12 protein-coding genes are annotated in these 15,483 nt (G+C 42.0%); 11 read left to right on the top strand and 1 reads right to left on the bottom strand.

All coding sequences use genetic code 11. The features are described from left to right. Positions 1 to 66: 66 nt before the first annotated feature. The 5 genes from pfkA to aceA all read left to right on the top strand — a co-directional run bounded on the left by pfkA (position 67) and on the right by aceA (position 6,673). Positions 67 to 1,026 carry a 6-phosphofructokinase gene (pfkA, locus tag OSJ91_RS20255; RefSeq protein WP_485890306.1) on the top strand — a complete coding sequence of 320 codons (960 nt, stop codon included), beginning with the start codon at positions 67 to 69 and terminating at the stop codon, positions 1,024 to 1,026. Positions 1,027 to 1,145: 119 nt separating this feature from the next. Continuing rightward, positions 1,146 to 2,906 carry a pyruvate kinase gene (pyk, locus tag OSJ91_RS20250; RefSeq protein WP_350299688.1) on the top strand — a complete coding sequence of 587 codons (1,761 nt, stop codon included), beginning with the start codon at positions 1,146 to 1,148 and terminating at the stop codon, positions 2,904 to 2,906. An 82-nt stretch (positions 2,907 to 2,988) separates the two neighbouring features. Continuing rightward, the gene (locus OSJ91_RS20245; RefSeq protein ID WP_034309123.1) at positions 2,989 to 3,381 is read left to right on the top strand and encodes an FxsA family protein; all 393 of its coding nucleotides are present in this window, start codon (positions 2,989 to 2,991) and stop codon (positions 3,379 to 3,381) included. 376 nt (positions 3,382 to 3,757) lie between these two features. Further along, positions 3,758 to 5,350 (top strand): malate synthase A, encoded by a 1,593-nt coding sequence (gene aceB / locus OSJ91_RS20240; RefSeq protein ID WP_350299687.1) that lies wholly within the window; start codon positions 3,758 to 3,760, stop codon positions 5,348 to 5,350. Positions 5,351 to 5,389: 39 nt separating this feature from the next. Continuing rightward, complete coding sequence (gene aceA / locus OSJ91_RS20235; RefSeq protein WP_350302917.1) at positions 5,390 to 6,673, top strand: isocitrate lyase; 1,284 nt, start codon at positions 5,390 to 5,392, stop codon at positions 6,671 to 6,673. Between the two features lie 87 nt (positions 6,674 to 6,760). On the opposite strand, the gene ytvI is transcribed toward aceA, so the two are convergent. Further along, on the bottom strand, positions 6,761 to 7,885 hold the full coding sequence (ytvI, locus tag OSJ91_RS20230; protein ID WP_137018179.1) for a sporulation integral membrane protein YtvI: 1,125 nt from the start codon (positions 7,883 to 7,885) through the stop codon (positions 6,761 to 6,763). 192 nt (positions 7,886 to 8,077) lie between these two features. Between ytvI and OSJ91_RS20225 the strand changes: the two genes are divergently transcribed. From OSJ91_RS20225 to pnpS, 6 genes are all read left to right on the top strand, one after another. Continuing rightward, positions 8,078 to 8,539 (top strand): DUF441 domain-containing protein, encoded by a 462-nt coding sequence (locus OSJ91_RS20225; protein ID WP_350299685.1) that lies wholly within the window; start codon positions 8,078 to 8,080, stop codon positions 8,537 to 8,539. A 538-nt stretch (positions 8,540 to 9,077) separates the two neighbouring features. Beyond that, a complete protein-coding gene (gene citZ, locus OSJ91_RS20220) occupies positions 9,078 to 10,193 on the top strand; it encodes a citrate synthase (protein WP_048681140.1) in 1,116 nt (371 codons plus the stop codon). Between the two features lie 95 nt (positions 10,194 to 10,288). Then, positions 10,289 to 11,605 (top strand): NADP-dependent isocitrate dehydrogenase, encoded by a 1,317-nt coding sequence (gene icd / locus OSJ91_RS20215; RefSeq protein ID WP_342605834.1) that lies wholly within the window; start codon positions 10,289 to 10,291, stop codon positions 11,603 to 11,605. 122 nt (positions 11,606 to 11,727) lie between these two features. Next, a complete protein-coding gene (gene mdh, locus OSJ91_RS20210; RefSeq protein WP_350299684.1) occupies positions 11,728 to 12,663 on the top strand; it encodes a malate dehydrogenase in 936 nt (311 codons plus the stop codon). 241 nt (positions 12,664 to 12,904) lie between these two features. Next, positions 12,905 to 13,624, top strand: coding sequence for a response regulator transcription factor (locus OSJ91_RS20205; RefSeq protein WP_101222903.1), 720 nt, complete (start codon positions 12,905 to 12,907; stop codon positions 13,622 to 13,624). Continuing rightward, complete coding sequence (pnpS, locus tag OSJ91_RS20200) at positions 13,621 to 15,399, top strand: two-component system histidine kinase PnpS (RefSeq protein WP_350299683.1); 1,779 nt, start codon at positions 13,621 to 13,623, stop codon at positions 15,397 to 15,399. The genes OSJ91_RS20205 and pnpS overlap by 4 nt, the downstream gene beginning before the upstream one ends. The last annotated feature ends 84 nt before the right edge of the window (positions 15,400 to 15,483 follow it).

The following is a 15,483-nucleotide window of genomic DNA, read 5'->3' as shown; positions in this document are numbered from 1 at the left end:
CTTGAAAAAGGGTACAATGATATAATAAAGCTTGAAATTGATTAGTGCTGTAGAGAGGTGACATTTATGAAAAGAATAGGTGTATTGACAAGTGGAGGAGATTCTCCAGGCATGAATGCGGCAGTCCGAGCGGTTGTCCGGAAAGCAATTTTTCATGAAATTGAGGTCTTCGGGATTTATCATGGTTATCAGGGTTTAATAAATGGAAATATAAAGAAGCTTGAACTTGGGTCGGTCGGGGATATCATTCATCGAGGCGGCACGATGTTACATACGGCTCGCTGTCCGGAATTTAAGACAGAGGAAGGCCAGCTGAAAGCGATTGAACAATTGAATAAACTTGGTATCGAGGGCATTGTCATAATTGGTGGCGATGGTTCATACCGCGGAGCAAAAGCTTTAACGGAAAGGGGCTTTCCTTGTATCGGAATTCCTGGAACAATTGATAATGACATACCGGGTACGGACTTTACGATTGGTTTCGATACGGCCCTGAATACAGTCATCGATGCTATCGATAAAATTCGGGATACGGCTACTTCTCATGAAAGGACTTATGTGGTTGAAGTGATGGGAAGAGATGCCGGCGATATTGCGCTTTGGGCTGGATTGGCTGGCGGAGCTGAAACGATTCTTTGTCCTGAATATGAATATGATATAGATGATTTGATTGGGAAGCTGAACCGCGGACATGACCGAGGGAAAAAGCACAGTATCATCATTGTAGCTGAAGGCGTTGGAAGTGCCGTTGATATCTCCAGGAGTATTGAGGCGAAAGCAGGAATTGAAACCCGTGTAACTGTCCTGGGCCATGTTCAGCGCGGAGGATCTCCTTCGGCTAATGACCGGGTATTGGCAAGCCGCCTTGGAGCAAAAGCGGTTGAATTGCTTCTTGAAGGAAAAGGAGGCAGGGCTGTAGGGATAGAACAAAATCAACTTGTTGATTATGATATCATCGAAGCTCTTGCTAAACCGCATACAATTGACAAGAAGATGTATGATTTATCTGCAGAGCTATCGATTTAATCATTATTGATAGGAATTGGTTTTAAAGAATTGGGTATTTAAATAGAAGACATAAAACACTGCGCCCCTGTCTTCAAAAGGTGGACAGGCGGCGAGTTTTCCTTAAAGGAGGATGACACATGCGTAAAACCAAGATTGTTTGTACGATTGGACCCGCTAGTGAAAGTATAGAAAAGCTGGTTCAATTAATAGAAGCAGGGATGAATGTGGCACGTCTTAACTTTTCTCATGGAAATCATGAAGAACATGCCGCTAGAATCCGCAATATCAGGGAAGCGAGCGAAAAAGCGGGTAAACAGGTTGCCATCCTATTGGATACAAAAGGACCTGAAATAAGGACAAATAATATGGAAAATGATTCTATGGAGCTTGTAGCCGGCAATGAAGTCATTATTTCCATGAATGAAGTCCTGGGAACACCTGAAAAATTCTCCATTACCTATGGAGGGCTTATGCATGATGTCCACCCAGGATCTAAAATCCTTTTGGATGATGGATTGATCGGTCTTGAGGTGTTGAAGGTAGATGAGGTAAGAAAAGAAATCCATACCAAGATCTTGAATAGCGGTACACTTAAGAACAAAAAAGGCGTGAATGTTCCTGGGGTTTCGGTTAACCTGCCGGGCATAACGGAGAAAGATGAACAGGATATCCTTTTTGGAATCGAACAGGGTATCGACTTCATTGCTGCCTCATTTGTTCGCAGGGCTTCCGACGTGCTTGAAATAAGTGAATTATTGCAGCAAAATGGAGCGGAACATATTCAAATCATCCCTAAAATCGAAAATCAAGAGGGCGTAGACCGTCTTGATGAAATTTTGGAAGTTTCCGATGGCTTGATGGTAGCACGTGGAGACTTGGGAGTGGAAATTCCTGCAGAAGAAGTTCCATTAGTCCAAAAACAAATGATCAAAAAATGTAATAATGCCGGAAAACCAGTCATAACGGCTACACAAATGCTCGATTCGATGCAGCGTAACCCAAGGCCGACCCGAGCAGAAGCAAGTGACGTGGCCAATGCCATATTTGATGGAACGGATGCAATCATGCTTTCTGGCGAAACAGCTGCTGGAACTTATCCTGTCGAAGCGGTGCAAACGATGCATAACATAGCTTCACGTGCTGAAACTGCCCTTGATTATCGGGATATATTATCAGTCAGAAGCAAAGTGAACCGTCATAATGTCACTGATGCTATTGGTCAATCCGTTGCCCATACCGCGCTTAATCTTAATGCCGGGGCAATCATCACCCCTACGGAAAGCGGCCATACGGCAAGGATGATTTCCAAATACCGCCCTAAAGCACCGATCATTGCGGTTACTTCCAATGATCATGTTTCAAGACGGCTTGCATTGGCTTGGGGAGTCTATCCGCAGATTGGTCCAAAAGCGACGACTACCGATGAAATGCTTCAAACCGCAATAGATGAAAGCTTGCATTCTGGCTTAGTTTCCCATGGGGATTTAGTCGTCATTACAGCCGGTGTTCCTGTAGGTGAAACAGGTACGACTAACTTGATGAAAATTCATGTGTTAGGAGAGGTTCTTTTGAAGGCTCAAGGAATCGGCAGGAAATCAGCTAAAGGTGAAGTGGTTATAGCCAAGAATGCCAAGGAAGCTTTGGAAAAAGTGACGGAAGGCTCTGTATTGGTTACGATCGGTTCGGACCGCGAAATGATGCCGGCGATTGAAAAGTGTGCGGCATTGATTACGGAAGAAGGCGGTTTGACAAGCCATGCAGCTGTTGTAGGAGTCACATTGGGCATACCGGTCATCGTTGGGGCTGAGGACGCGACCAAGGTTTTCACGGATGGTCAAAGAATAACAGTCGATGCAGGTCGTGGAGTCATTTATGATGGACATGCCAACGTTTTGTAAAACGAAATTTTGGCTGATTCCGTGCCAATGAGGTAAGATGGATGTACCGCACCAGAAATGGGCTGTGCAGGAGGAATGTAGGATGAAATATTTTTTAATGTTTATCATTGCGATGCCGGTCGTTGAAATTATTGTCCTTTTGCTGTCAGGCAATCTCATTGGTTTTTGGCCAACGCTGTTCCTGATTGTAGCCACAGGCTTGATCGGAGCCTATTTGGCCAAACGGCAAGGGATGGAAACATGGAAAAAGGCACAGGAACAGATTCGTTACGGAATGATGCCAGGAAATGAAATCATTGATGGAATCTGTATCTTTATCGGAGCTGCACTGTTGCTGTCCCCTGGGCTCATCTCGGATATCATGGGATTGATCCTTGTGTTTCCGCCAACCCGGAATCTCCTCAAACCGATTGTTATCCGGTTTATCATGAACAGGATGAATAAAGGGAAAGTTACCATCATTCGGCATAAATAATATAAGGCTGTCTAAAGGCTCAAGCTTTTAGGCAGCCTTTTTGGTCTGGAAAAAAGGTCAATAAAAGCATCCAAATTTTTATAGGGTGCTTTTTTGCTTTTCATTAAAATGGGAGTTTCAATGTAAATGGATTTTCTCTGTTTCACCAATAAATGATAATTTCCATGAGAATGAAAGGTGTATAATAACAGGATTTAAAAATTATTAACCCCTTGGAAACATTGGTAAATCAGGCTTTTACATGCTGAAAAATCTTTTTTTAGATTTTTTAGAAAAAACTGGTGACAAATTTATACAACGTGTTATATAATACAAACAGGAAATAAAACAACTGTATTATAACATAGGAGAGTTGGAAAGGATGTGGAGAGGCAACATGATTACGGAAGCAAAAGGCTTACAAATTACAGGCAGCATTAAGCCAGGATATGAACAAATACTTACAACGGATGCTCTTCAATTCATCGAAAGAATTGAACGGCATTTCAGTGGAAGAAGGGCAGAACTTCTGGAACGTCGGAAAAGCGTTCAGGAAGAACTGAATCAAGGCAAGCTTCCTGATTTCCTTGAAGAAACGATGCATATTCGTGAAAGTGATTGGACAATTGCGCCCCTCCCGAATGATTTGCAGGACCGCAGGGTTGAAATCACTGGACCTGTCGATCGTAAAATGATCATTAATGCCATGAACTCAGGTGCCAATGTATTCATGGCGGACTTTGAAGATGCCAATTCGCCCACTTGGGAGAATTGCATTGATGGTCAATTGAATCTGCGCGATGCAATCCGCGGAACCATTTCATTTAAAAATCCAAATGGCAAAGTGTATGAATTAAATGAAAGAACAGCTGTCCTAAAGGTAAGGCCGCGCGGCTGGCATTTAGAGGAAAAACATGTCCTTTTGGATGGACAGCCTATATCAGCCAGCATTTTTGACTTTGGACTGTACTTTTACCACAACGCAAAAGCATTGATTGAAAAACAAAGCGGTCCATACTTTTACTTACCAAAATTGGAAAGCCATCTCGAAGCAAGATTATGGAATGAAATATTCGTATATGCACAGAACGATTTGAGAATTCCGCAAGGAACCATCAAGGCAACGGTCTTGATAGAAACGATTCTTGCTGCATTCGAAATGGATGAAATTCTGTACGAGCTGAAAGAACATTCGGCAGGCCTGAACTGTGGCCGCTGGGATTATATCTTTAGTTTCCTGAAAAAATTCCGTCACTCGGATGATGTTATCTTCCCAGATCGGCAGCAGGTCACGATGACCGTCCCGAATATGAGGGCGTATTCCCTGCTGGCAATCAAAACATGTCACACTCGTAATGCTCCTGCAATTGGCGGGATGGCCGCGCAAATTCCTGTTAAAAATGATCCGGTTAAGAACGATGAGGCTTTTGCGAAAGTAAGGGCAGATAAAGAACGCGAAGCAAGAGACGGTCATGATGGAACATGGGTTGCCCACCCAGGTATGGTAAGCACGGCAAAAGAGGTTTTTGACCTGCTCGTCCCAAAACCCAATCAAATTTTCCGAAAACGGGAAGATGTCCATGTAACAGCTCAAGAGCTGCTTGCTGTACCGGAAGGAACGATCACAGAGGCAGGATTAAGGACGAATATTAACGTAGGCATCCAATATATAGCTTCTTGGCTAAGCGGCAGGGGTGCGGCACCCATCAATAACTTAATGGAAGATGCTGCAACCGCTGAAATTTCAAGGGCTCAAGTCTGGCAATGGATCCGTCATCCAAAAGGCATTCTCGAAGATGGCAGGAAAATAACCGAGGAATTATTCCATCAAATCAAAGAAGAAGAATTGGCGGTCATTAAATCGGAAGTAGGGGAAGAAACTTTCATATCAGGAAAGTTTGAAGAGTCTACTAAACTATTTGAACAATTGATTGAAGCGGATGACTTTGCAGATTTCTTAACAAACGCGGCATACGAAAAATTATCTTAATATTCAAAAAAATACGATATAAATTAGGAGGAAATAATGATGAAGAATGAGAGAGCGCAAAAATTACAACTAAGCTGGGAAAATGACTCACGGTGGACTGGAATCAAGCGTCCTTATACGGCCGAAGAAGTTATTAAACTAAGGGGTTCCATCGATATTGAACAAACATTGGCACGTCGTGGTTCTGAAAAACTATGGAATCTATTAAATACAGAGGATTTCATCAATGCATTAGGAGCATTGACTGGTAACCAGGCCATGCAGCAGGTGAAAGCTGGTTTAAAAGCAATCTACTTAAGCGGCTGGCAAGTGGCGGCAGATGCTAACATCGCAGGGCAAATGTACCCTGACCAAAGTTTATATCCAGCCAACTCCGTACCGCAAGTGGTTAAACGCATTAATCAAACACTTCAGCGTGCAGACCAAATCAGCTTTGCTGAAGGAAAAGATGATATCGATTGGTTCGCTCCAATCGTGGCAGATGCTGAAGCGGGCTTTGGCGGTTCCCTTAACGTCTTCGAATTAATGAAAGGCATGATTGAAGCTGGAGCGGCAGGCGTTCACTTTGAAGACCAGCTTTCTTCCGAGAAAAAATGTGGTCACCTAGGCGGTAAAGTCCTTCTTCCAACCCAAACGGCAGTACGGAATTTAGTTTCCGCCCGATTGGCAGCCGACGTAATGGGTACACCGACTATCTTGATTGCCCGTACGGATGCTGATGCTGCAGATTTGATCACCGATGATATTGATCCGGTCGATGCACCATTCATCACGGGTGAAAGGACTCCAGAAGGATTCTACCGCACGAACGCAGGTCTTGACCAAGCAATTGCAAGAGGTCTTGCTTATGCTCCATATGCCGACCTTATCTGGTGTGAGACTTCTGAACCTAATCTAGCGGATGCTCGCCGCTTTGCCGAAGCGATCCATGCAGAGTTCCCGGGCAAACTGCTTGCTTACAATTGTTCCCCATCATTTAACTGGAAAGCGAAATTAAGTGATGAAGAGATTGCCAATTATCAAGTGGAATTGGGTAAATTAGGTTATAAATTCCAATTCGTTACACTTGCAGGCTTCCACTCATTGAATCATAGCATGTTCAACCTTGCTCTTGGTTATAAAGAACGCGGCATGGCTGCATACTCAGAACTTCAACAAGCGGAGTTCGCTAGTGAGCCCGACGGCTATACAGCAACACGTCATCAGCGTGAAGTGGGAACTGGTTACTTTGATGAAGTGGCACAAGTCGTTTCTGGTGGAACATCATCCACAACAGCACTTGCAGGTTCCACTGAAACAGAACAATTCGAGACGTCAAAATAATTTTAGCTTAAAACCAAAGATCCGCCTTGTACCCAAGGCGGATTTTAAAATGGAAATCGGTGAATGCTAAGGATATTCTTGATCAACTTAAGTGGTTTTCTTTGTATCCCCGATGATGAAAGTCCATATGGCCTTGAAGACATTTGCACGCTGAAGTGTATTGAATATGACAAGCACTACAGGTCCTGCAATCAGACCTAGGAAACCGATCAATTTGAAGCCGATGAATAAGGCGATGAGAGTGGCAAGCGGATCCAAACCAATACTGGAAGAAAGTACTTTTGGTTCTATTAGCTGACGTTGGACAACGACGATTATGTAAAGGACGGACAAACCGATTGCGAGACTTGTATTGCCGGCGATGAATTCAAAGATGATCCATGGAATGAAAATCGTACCTGTCCCTAAATAGGGGATGATATCGACCAGCCCGCATATCAGGGCAATGGTAATTGAATAATTCACCCCTAAAATGAGAAATCCGATTAAAATCGTGACAGTCGTCAATGAAACAAGAGTGAATTGTGCCCGGATAAATCCGAACAAAGCCCTTTTTAAATCCTTGAATAAACGCTTTGCACCCGCAAAAATCTTATCAGGCAACACTTTTCCGGTCATTCGGCCAAAGGTATCCCAATCTTTGCTGATGAAGAAAGTGCCCAGCAGTGTAAAAAGGAGTGCTGTTGCTGTAGTTGGAAACCATCCGATGATTGTGGGGATGTTCTTCAAGAAAGCTTGAATGAAGCCGCTTACTCCGGTAGTGATGGACTCACCGATATTTTGGATATTCTTGAGGACTGTATCTTGCTGTTCGATATCCAAATTATTGAACATGGCAGCTATTTGATTATATAAAGGGATGACGGTGGTCGCGATGTATGTTTCTATATAATCCACGATGGTTTCAATGTGTTTCGGGATGACTCCGGCAAGGTAATTGGTTCCTGAAATGATCTCGGCAACCAGTAAGGTGATAAGACCTGCAAATAAAAGGAAAATGAGTAACAGGGAAACGAATACAGCCAACCCTCGGGGCAGCCTCCCTTTCCTTTCGAAAAAAGTGACCAGGGGATTCATCAAGAAAGCGATTATCATGGCAATGATGAATGGATATGTATATTTAGATAAATAAAACACGGCAATCCCGCCTAAAATTACCCCTCCAACGACCAGTAAAGAGCGAATGAAACGATACATATATACCGGATTCAAGTCATATCCTCCTTCAATCATAAAGTTTGTATTATAATTGTAACGATGATGGAAAAGAAAGGAAAGATTCTTTCATCTTTCGGCTTAACTTTTTTCGCCGATGCATCGTTCCATAAATCATTTTTCTCCTAGGAAACAAGGGAGTTTGTTATGTTAAAATAACAAAAAAGAAAGGAAGAAGGTGAAGGGATAATGATCAACGGTCCTGTCGTATTTTTAATTCTGCTTGCTGCAATCGGTTGGTTTGGGAAAAATACCTCACTGATCATGGCTGCGGGTTTTCTTTTAATCATGAAACTGATTGGCCTTGATGCCAAAGTGTTTCCATACCTGGAAGCGAAAGGAATAAACCTAGGCGTTACGATCATCACGATTTCCGTACTCATACCAATAGCAAACGGGGCGATAGGTTTCAAGGAACTAGGAGATGCGATAAAATCTCCTTATGCCTGGATTGCGCTTGCATCTGGAATAGCCGTTGCGCTCATAGCAAAGAATGGGATTACGCTCCTGTCACATGATCCGCACATTACCACGGCTCTTGTTTTTGGGACGATTCTTGCGGTCGCATTATTCAAAGGTGTGGCTGTCGGTCCGTTAATCGGGGCGGGAATTGCTTATTTATGCATGCAGGTCTTCAATTTCTTTAAATGAAGCGAGTGGCTAAGGGTAGAAAAGTCAGTCAGTCCTGGGAATATAGATTTTCTATTTAATGTTTCGTTTATTCTGCTTTGGGGCGAATTTTCAAAAAACCGTTATGAATCGCATTAAAATAAGCAAGAGAATATGTAGCTAATTTTTCTAATAAAATAATAATTTTTTCACATTTTAAGTGCTTTTCATTCCCAAAAAAGTGTTTATTGTTTATAATAATCATGTAACTGCTCTGATTTATTAAAATTGGGATTCCGAATATCATTGATATTTTTGAGGAATCTTAAAAAAAAGATGTAGTTATTGAGCAAGCGCTCACTAGGAATAGCTACAAGCATTATTTTTAGAATTTCGTATTAAAGATTATCGTACATTTTATATTGTTGGAGTCATATTCTGTGAACGCTTCCAATACAAGATGTATGTCTTCTGCTAAAAAATAGATGGTTGTTTATAAAAGCTAATTTCTTGGAAGCGCTACATTTATACGCTAATAGCAAGGGCATAGGGGAATATCTAGGAAAAGGAGAGATTTAGTATGACAGCAACAAAAGGTCTTGAAGGTGTGGTAGCAACAACTTCATCAGTAAGCTCCATTATCGATGACACATTAACGTATGTAGGTTATGACATCGATGATTTGGCTTCAAACGCAACATTCGAGGAAGTAATCTATCTTTTATGGCACGGAGCTCTTCCGAACAAAAGCCAACTAGAAGAATTAACTAAACAACTTGCTGAAAATGCTGAAATTCCAGCTGAAGTGGTAAATCACTTCAAAACATACCCAATTGATAAAGTACATCCAATGGGAGCTCTTCGCACTGCAGTATCTCTTCTTGGTCTTTATGATGAAGAAGCAGATGTAATGAGTGAAGAAGCTAACTATCGTAAAGCAATCCGCATCCAAGCAAAAATCCCTACATTGGTAACAACTTTCGCTCGCGTCCGTCAAGGGAAAGAAGCTGTTGCTCCACGTACAGATTTAAGCTTTGCTGCTAACTTCTTATATATGTTAAGCGGTAACGAACCAACGGCAATCGAAGAAGAAGCATTCAACAAAGCATTGGTTCTTCATGCTGACCATGAATTAAACGCTTCTACATTCACTGCACGGGTTTGTGTGGCAACATTAGCTGATATCTATTCTGGTGTAACTGCTGCCATCGGCGCTTTAAAAGGCCCACTTCACGGCGGAGCTAACGAACAAGTCATGAAAATGCTTACAGAAATTGGTTCAGTTGATAACGTTGAGCCATATATCAACGAAAAATTAGCCAATAAAGAAAAAATCATGGGCTTTGGCCACCGTGTATACCGTAAAGGTGATCCTCGTGCTAAACACCTTAAAGAAATGTCACAAAAACTGACTGAACTTACTGGACAACCGCAATATTATGATATGTCCATCAAAATTCATGAAATCGTAACCGGTCAAAAAAATCTTCCGCCGAACGTGGATTTCTATTCTGCTTCCGTATACCATAGTTTAGGTATCGAGCATGACCTATTTACACCAATATTTGCTGTAAGCCGTGCTTCAGGCTGGATCGCTCATATCCTTGAGCAATATTCAAACAACCGCCTTATCCGTCCGCGTGCAGAGTATGTGGGACCAGGTATGCAAAAATACGTACCGATTGAAAACCGCTAATTAAAAGTTTTTTCGAAAAATCATTTTTTATTTCATCGAATTTGTAGTAAATTAATAGATGTGAGTAAAAAAGGTTAGTGGTTCTGCCTTATTTAATGGCAGGCCATCTAACCTTTGAATTTGAATCGGAGGTAAGAGACATGACACAAAGTCAAAAAATCACAGTTACTAACGGTGCTCTTAACGTACCAAACAACCCAATCGTTCCTTATATTGAGGGAGACGGAATCGGTCCTGATATCTGGGCTGCAGCATCCCGCGTTTTAGACGCAGCAGTTGAAAAAGCTTACAATGGCGAAAAGAAAATCGAATGGAAAGAAGTTTTAGCTGGACAAAAAGCATTTGACCAAACGGGCGAATGGCTTCCACAAGAAACTCTTGATGTTATTAACGAATATCTAATCGCTATTAAAGGACCTCTTACAACTCCAATCGGCGGCGGTATCCGCTCATTGAACGTTGCATTGCGTCAAGTATTGGACTTATTCGTATGTCTTCGTCCAGTACGTTACTTTGATGGTGTACCTTCACCTGTTAAACGTCCAGAAGACACTGACATGGTCATCTTCCGTGAAAACACTGAAGATATCTATGCTGGTATTGAATATGCAAAAGGTTCTGACGAAGCTAAGAAATTAATCGACTTCCTGCAAAATGAATTCGGTGTTACAAACATCCGTTTCCCTGAAACTTCAGGTATCGGAATCAAACCGATTTCAGAAGAAGGAACAAAACGTCTTGTTCGCTCTGCACTTAACTATGCGATCAAAGAAGGCCGTAAGTCATTAACGCTTGTTCATAAAGGTAACATCATGAAATTCACTGAAGGTGCATTCAAAACTTGGGGTTATGAAGTTGCAGAACAAGAATTCGCCGATAAAGTGTTCACATGGAACCAATATGACAAAATTAAAGATGCTGAAGGCACAGAAGCTGCTAACAAAGCTCAATCTGCTGCTGAAGCTGAAGGCAAAATCATCGTTAAGGATTCCATTGCTGATATCTTCTTACAACAAATCCTGACTCGTCCTAAAGAGTTTGATGTTGTTGCAACAATGAACTTGAACGGAGATTACATTTCTGATGCATTAGCTGCACAAGTTGGCGGAATCGGTATCGCTCCAGGAGCAAACATCAACTACGAAACTGGACATGCCATCTTCGAAGCAACTCACGGAACGGCTCCTAAATATGCTGGTCTTGATAAAGTTAACCCATCTTCAGTTCTTCTTTCAGGCGTTCTTTTACTTGAGCACCTTGGCTGGAACGAAGCTGCAAACAGCATCACAAAATCAGTGGAACAAACAATCGCTTCTAAAGTTGTTACATACGACTTTGCCCGCCTAATGGAAGGTGCAACAGAAGTTAAATGTTCTGAGTTCGCAGACGAGCTTATCAAAAACCTTAAATAATTCATTATATGCTTTCTGGAAAAGTGCCTGAACGGGCTGCTTTTCCAGGAGGCTTATATATATTTTCAAGAGAATGTTAAAAGTATTCCAAAAGTATTTATATATTTTAAGGAGGAAATAACATGTCTAAACGTAAAAAAATCACAGTGGTAGGTGCTGGATTCACTGGCGCTACAGCTGCATTCCTTGCAGCTCAAAAAGAACTTGGTGATATCGTTTTGGTTGATATTCCGCAAGCTGAAAACCCTACAAAAGGTAAAGCCCTTGATATGGCGGAAGCAGGACCTGTTCTAGGTTTCGATGCTAATATCATCGGTACATCCGACTATGCAGAAACTGCTGATTCCGACGTAGTGATCATCACTGCCGGAATTGCCCGTAAGCCCGGCATGAGCCGTGACGACTTAGTTCAAACTAACCAAAAAGTCATGAAATCAGTAACTAAAGAAGTAGTTAAATATTCCCCTAATACAACAATCATCGTTTTGACTAACCCTGTAGATGCAATGACTTACACTGTATACAAAGAATCTGGTTTCCCTAAAGAACGTGTTATCGGACAATCAGGTGTACTAGATACAGCTCGTTTCCGCACTTTCGTAGCTCAAGAATTAAACTTATCCGTTAAAGATGTAACTGGTTTCGTACTTGGCGGACATGGAGACGATATGGTCCCTCTAGTGCGTTACTCTTATGCAGGCGGAATTCCTTTGGAAACATTGATCCCTCAAGATCGTTTAGAAGCAATAGTAGCTCGTACCCGCACTGGCGGAGGAGAAATCGTAAACCTTCTTGGAAACGGAAGCGCATATTATGCACCAGCTGCATCTCTAGTGGAAATGGCTGAAGCGATCCTTAAAGATCAACGTCGCGTTCTTCCATCCATCGCTTATCTTGAAGGTGAATACGGCTTTGAAGGTATTTACCTTGGAGTGCCGACTGTACTTGGTGCAAACGGTATTGAACAAATCATCGAACTTGATTTAACTGAAGATGAAAAGGCTGCACTTTCAAAATCAGTCGAATCAGTTAAAGCTGTTATGCAAGTCCTTCAATAAGAGATCATGTACAGACTGCCCGGATATTGGAAGAAGAGGCCAAGGCCTTTTTCCGACTCCGGGCAGTTTTTTAATCCGCTTCAAAAGAACCCTGGAACTTATAATCTCCCTGCTGAAGATAGGAATTACTTTATTTCCGTTTTTTTTATGTGTAATTTTCATATAATATTCTTTATAATGGAATTGGATGAGTAGACCAAGGAATTGGTCTTTTGGGTAATACATAATTCAGGAGGATCTAATGTCAAAGAAAATTCTCGTAGTGGATGATGAGCAATCAATAGTTACCTTACTTCAGTACAATTTAGAACAATCAGGCTATACGGTTATCACAGCTTTGGATGGAGAACAAGGGCTGGAGGCTGCCGTGGATATACGCCCCGATTTAGTGGTATTGGATTTGATGCTGCCAAAAATGGACGGGCTTGAAGTATGCAAGCAGCTTCGCCAGCAAAAAATCAATATACCGATCTTGATGCTGACAGCTAAGGACGATGAATTTGACAAGGTGCTGGGACTGGAACTAGGGGCGGATGATTACTTAACCAAGCCATTTAGTCCCAGGGAGGTAGTGGCACGGATTAAAGCCATTTTAAGAAGATCCCAGTTGCAATCGAACGGAAGTGAGTCAAGTCAGGATCAGGAAGATGGTCTCTTGAAATTAGGGGAATTGAAAGTGTTCCCGGAACGATACGAAGCATTCTTTGATGAACAGCAATTAGAATTGACTCCAAAGGAATTTGAATTACTTTTATACTTGGCGAAGAATAAAGGAAGAGTGCTGACCAGGGATCAACTGCTCAGTGCGGTATGGAATTATGATTTCGCGGGAGACTCACGGATCGTCGATGTCCATATTAGCCATCTTCGTGAAAAAATAGAGAAAGATACAAAAAAACCTCTCTATATTAAAACGATAAGGGGCTTGGGGTATAAGCTTGAGGAGCCTAAAAAAGAATGACGACCTATCGTAAAAAGCTCTTATATACCCTCATCACATTGGTGATGGTCGTCCTGATGGCCGTGGGCTTTTTATTAGGACACTTGTTCAAAAGTTATTATATTAAAACGTTCAATGAGCGTATACAGAACGAAACATTTTTCATTTCTACATATATTCAGGAGCATGGGGGAATCGAGTCCTTTTTGGAAAAAGGGAAAACGGCAAAATTGACACCCCTTTTAGATTCGAATTTAACCATTCTCTCTACGAGTGGGGAAATATTATACGATTCGACATCATCCAATGAAATACTTAAAAGCCATGCCAATGTCCTTCGCAAAATAACTTTGGAAAAAGGGCTTAAGCATGGGGAAGGGTATGAAGTGGTCGAAGGGGAATCGGACCTCCATTATTATTGGAAGACGGTTGAAAAGGACGGCGAGATTGAAGGCTTTGTCGTCCATAGCAATGAAATAGAGGCCATCCATCAAGTGAATAAACAAATGTGGCAAATATTGATCATTTGTTTAGGGGTTGCCTTGATCATCATTCTCATGCTTGCGAGTAAAATCACTTCATATTATACCCGTCCGATCGAAGAGGCGACGATGGCAGCCATCGAACTGGCAAAAGGGAATTACGGAACCCGGACATTCGGGCGGCATTCCGATGAAACGGGAATGCTGACAACTTCCTTGAACATATTGGCGAGGAACCTTCAGGAAACAGAGGTAGCGAGGGAAATGAATCAGGATCGTTTGGAAGCACTTGTTGAAAATATCGGTAGCGGGGTCTTGCTGATAGACAGTAAAGGGTATACGACCTTAATCAACCGGGAATTCAAGAAAAGCTTCCATGTGAATGCCGCTACGTTTTTGTTTCAGGAATATTATTCGGTCATTAAAGATCAGGAAGTGATAGCCATCATCGAAGAGATCTTTCGAACGGAAAAAACGATAAAACGACAGGTGAAGATACCGCTTGCCATAGAACGAAAGCATTTTGAGATTTACGGGGCGCCCATTATCGGGAATCATGATGAATGGAAGGGGATCCTCCTCATTTTCCATGATATCACCGAATTGAAAAGGCTCGAGCAGATGCGGAAGGATTTCGTTGCTAATGTGTCCCATGAATTGAGGACTCCGATCACCTCCATTAAAGGCTTTTCTGAAACATTGTTAGATGGCGCCTTAAAAGACGAAAAGACCCTAAAGCACTTTTTATCGATTATCCTGAAAGAAAGTGACCGGCTGCAAGAACTCATTCAGGAGCTTCTGAATTTATCCAAAATGGAGCAACAGGAATTCGTTTTAAACGCAGGGGTCGTGGATATTACGAAAGTACTTGGCGAAATACAAGAGATGCTTATAGGCAAGCTGAAGGAAAAAGAAGTATCCCTTGAAATTAAAACATCACCGGAACCAGTATTCATTGAAGGGGAATCTGACAGGATCAAACAGGTTTTCATCAATTTGATTACGAACGCATTGACCTATACACCAAATGGCGGCAGGGTCACCGTTGACATCATTGAAAATGAACAGACCGTCGATATTACAGTTCAAGACAGCGGGATCGGCATCGAAGAAAAAGAACTGCCAAGGATCTTTGAACGGTTTTACCGGATCGATAAGGCGAGGAGCCGAGATTCAGGAGGAACGGGCATTGGACTGGCAATCGTCAAGCATATAATAGAAGTCCATAAAGGTAAAATCAACGTGGAAAGCACACCTGGAACCGGGACGACTTTTACAGTCACCTTAAATAAAAGCTTAAAAGGGAAAATGTAGCGGGTATCTTATTTACATGTCCTTTACAATTCCTTAAAACGGACTTCATAATGCAGGGGTACAATGGTTGTACAACCCCTCATC

The sequence above is a fragment of the Bacillus sp. T-10(2022) genome (assembly GCF_056502895.1).
The sequence above is the reverse complement of the archived record's forward strand: the minus strand, read 5'-3'. Positions and strand labels throughout refer to the sequence as shown.